The sequence below is a fragment of the Allobosea sp. genome (assembly GCF_048595345.1).
In the GTDB taxonomy this organism is placed as follows: Bacteria; Pseudomonadota; Alphaproteobacteria; order Rhizobiales; family Beijerinckiaceae; genus Allobosea.
Genome location: NZ_JBMDWH010000169.1, coordinates 1 through 2,916, shown reverse-complemented (window position 1 = coordinate 2,916; position 2,916 = coordinate 1). Strand labels below are relative to the sequence as shown.

General features: G+C 64.9%; 2 protein-coding genes and 1 pseudogene. All 3 read right to left on the bottom strand.

All coding sequences use genetic code 11. The features are described 5' to 3' along the window. Positions 1-546: ABC transporter permease subunit (locus ACOJTB_RS15340; protein ID WP_420103392.1), on the bottom strand; the 546-nt coding region annotated here is incomplete at its 3' end. A gap of 276 nt (positions 547-822) precedes the next feature. Next, a complete protein-coding gene (locus tag ACOJTB_RS15335) occupies positions 823-2,439 on the bottom strand; it encodes an ABC transporter substrate-binding protein (protein WP_420103391.1) in 1,617 nt (538 codons plus the stop codon). 156 nt (positions 2,440-2,595) lie between these two features. After that, positions 2,596-2,916, bottom strand: a pseudogene (locus tag ACOJTB_RS15330) (ABC transporter substrate-binding protein); the annotation flags it as partial.

The window sequence follows — 2,916 nt, the reverse complement described above, 5'->3', positions numbered from 1 at the left end:
GAGGAAGCCCGTCACCGGCTCGATGAAATACTGCACCGCGATGCGGCCCGAGACCGGCGTGATGCCGAGCTGCACCGAGAACAGCAGGATCAGCAGCAGTCCCCACCAGAAGATCGGCATCGAATAGCCGGTGAGCGAGATACCCATCACGCCATGGTCGAAGATCGAATTTCGCTTCACCGCCGCGAGGATGCCGGCCGGCAGGCCGATGATCAGCGCGATCAGGATGGCGCAGAGCGCAAGCTCGATCGTGGCCGGGAAGAGCTGCGCGAATTCGCCGAGCACGCTGTCACGCGTGACGATCGACTTGCCGAGATCGCCCTGGACCACGCGCTCGATATATTTGCCGTATTGGACCAGGATCGGCTGGTCGAGGCCGTATTCCTTGAGCAACTGCGCATGGCGCGCCGCGTCGATGCCGCGCTCGCCCGCCATGGTCTCGATCGGGTCGCCCGGCACGAGACGGACGAGGAAGAAGGCGAGCAGCGTGATCCCGATGAAGGTCGGAATCACCAGGCTGAGCCGGGTGAAGATGAAGCGGAGCATGGAGCCGGTGTTCCTGGGCCGGGCACGGCGGCGCGCGGCATTCCGTTCTTGTTTCTTGGTCGTATTCGAAATCCGGGCAGCGGAAACACCAGATCGCAGCGAAGATCAAGCGCCGCGTGCCGGAAAATTGGGCAGCGACAGGGTTGGCCACCCTGCCGCTCCGTGCGATCGCGCAACAACCGCCAAGCCATGGCGATATCGCCGCAATTTGCGTGAAGGAAGCTGCGCCGCCCGCGCAATCAATGCAAGGCGGCGCGGTTGTTCACAGGCGAACGATCATTTCGCCACGGACACCCCGTAGAAGGGCTGCCCGCCGAAGAAATGGATCTTGTAGTCCCTCACCTCCTTGCGCACCGGCGTGAAGGCCTGCGCATTGGCGAAGAGCAGCCCCGCCACGTCCTTGTGGAACAGCTCCTGGAAGCGGATGTAGAGCTTGGCGCGTTCGGCCTGGTCGGTGATCAGGCTGGCCTTGGCCAGGGCGTCGGAGGCTTCTTCGTTGCACCAACCGGCGCGGTTGGACCCGCTTTTGACGCCGTTGCAGCTCCAGCTCGACTGCAGGATCTGGCTGGGGTCGGGGTAATCCCAGGTCGAGCCGAACATGCCGACCTCGTGCTCGCCCGCGCGCCCGCGCTTGAGATACTCGCCCCATTCATAGCTCTGGATGGTGGCCTTCACCCCGACCTTGGCCCAGTCGGCCTGGATCAGTTCCGCCGCGCGCCGCCCGTTCGGCATATAGGCGCGCACAACGGGAATCGCCCACAGCGTCGTCTCGAAGCCGTTGGGGAAGCCGGCTTCCTTCAGCAGCGCCTTGGCCTTTTCCGGGTCGTAGGGGCGCGGCTTCAGATCGGCGTCATGCGACCAGAGCGCGGGCGGAACGGCGGAGGCGGTCGCCTTGCCGGTGCCCTGATAGACCGCGTCGATGATCGCCGGCACGTTGGTGGCATAGGCCAGTGCCTCGCGCACGCGCTGATCGTCGAAGGGCTTCTTGCGCTCGTTGAAGGCGAGATAGCTCTGGTCGGCGATGCTGCCCTGCAGCACGACGAGGTTGGCGTCGCTCTTCATGGCCGGCAGGTCGCCCGGGTTGGGATAGCGGGCGATCTGGCACTCGCCGGACCTCACCTTGGCGTAGCGCACCGCGGCGTCGGGCGTGATCACGAAGACGAGGTCGTTGACCAGCGCCATGCGGTCCTTGTTGCCGACGGCCTTGCTCCAGTGCTCCGGAAAGGCCCGGAAGCGGATCGTCGCATCCTTCTGATAGCTCAGGAGCGAGAACGGACCGGTCCCGATTGGCTGGAAATCGATCTGCTCGGGCGTGCCGGCCTTGCTCATGGCGGCGGCGTATTCAGCCGAGAGGATCGACATCGGCTCGACCGTCAGCGCCGAGAGCAGGGGCGAATTCGGCTTGGTCAGCGTCAGCTTGACGGTGTGGTCGTCGACCTTCTCGATCGACTTGAAGCTCGGCTTCACGATCTCGCCGAAGAACTGGTAATTGCCGCTGCCGACCTTGTTGAAGGGGTTCTCGGGGTCCGCCATGCGCTGGAAGGTGAAGACGACGTCGTCCGCGTTGAACTCGCGGCTCGGCGTGAAGCTCTTGTTGGCGTGCCACTTCACGCCCTTGCGCAGCTTGAAGGTGTAGCTCAGCCCGTCATCCGAGATCGTCCAGGATTCGGCGAGGCTGGGGATGATCTGGGAGCCGCCGCGTTCGGTCGCGACGAGGCGCTCATAGATCTGGGCGGCCACGTCATAGGCCGTGTTCTGGCTGCTGAATTGCGGGTTCAGATAATCGGGGCTCGCCTCGCTGCAGACCACGAGGGTCTGCGCCCCGGCGGCGGAAGGCAGGACGGCGACACCCAGGCTCAAGGCGAGGGCGGCGGAAAGGAAGGATCGTGACATGGCGGTCTCATGGGTCGCGCTGGAGGCCGAGATCCGGCGCGGGGCTCATGTCCCGTCGTCGTCCCGCTCCGAAGTGCCGCGGCCCCTGAAGGCCGCGGCATCGTGATGCAGGAGGTGCGCCAGCCCGCATGCGCGGCCGGCGCATCCGGGATGCGCTCAGTTGCCGATATCGACACCGTAGAAGGTGTGGCGGCTGAACGGCGAGAGCTTGAAGTCCTTCACCTCCTTGCGGACCGGCTTCAGCTGCACCGCATGGGCGATGGTGAACCAGGGAGACTGCTCCTTGAAGATCACCTGGGCCTGCTTGTAGAGCTTCTCGCGCTCGGCCTGGTCGGTCACGGTCTTGGCCTTCGTCACCAGCTCCTCGAAGGGCTGGTAGCAGAACTTGGCGACGTTCGAGCCGTTGGTCTTGGCCGAGTCGCAGCCCAGCAGCGTGTGCAGGAAGTTGTCCGGGTCGCCATTGTCGCCGGTCCAGCC

Excerpts from the sequence above, each read along its gene's own strand:
- ACOJTB_RS15335 (WP_420103391.1), bottom strand. The coding sequence starts at position 2,439 with ATGTCACGATCCTTCCTTTCCGCCGCCCTCGCCTTGAGCCTGGGTGTC.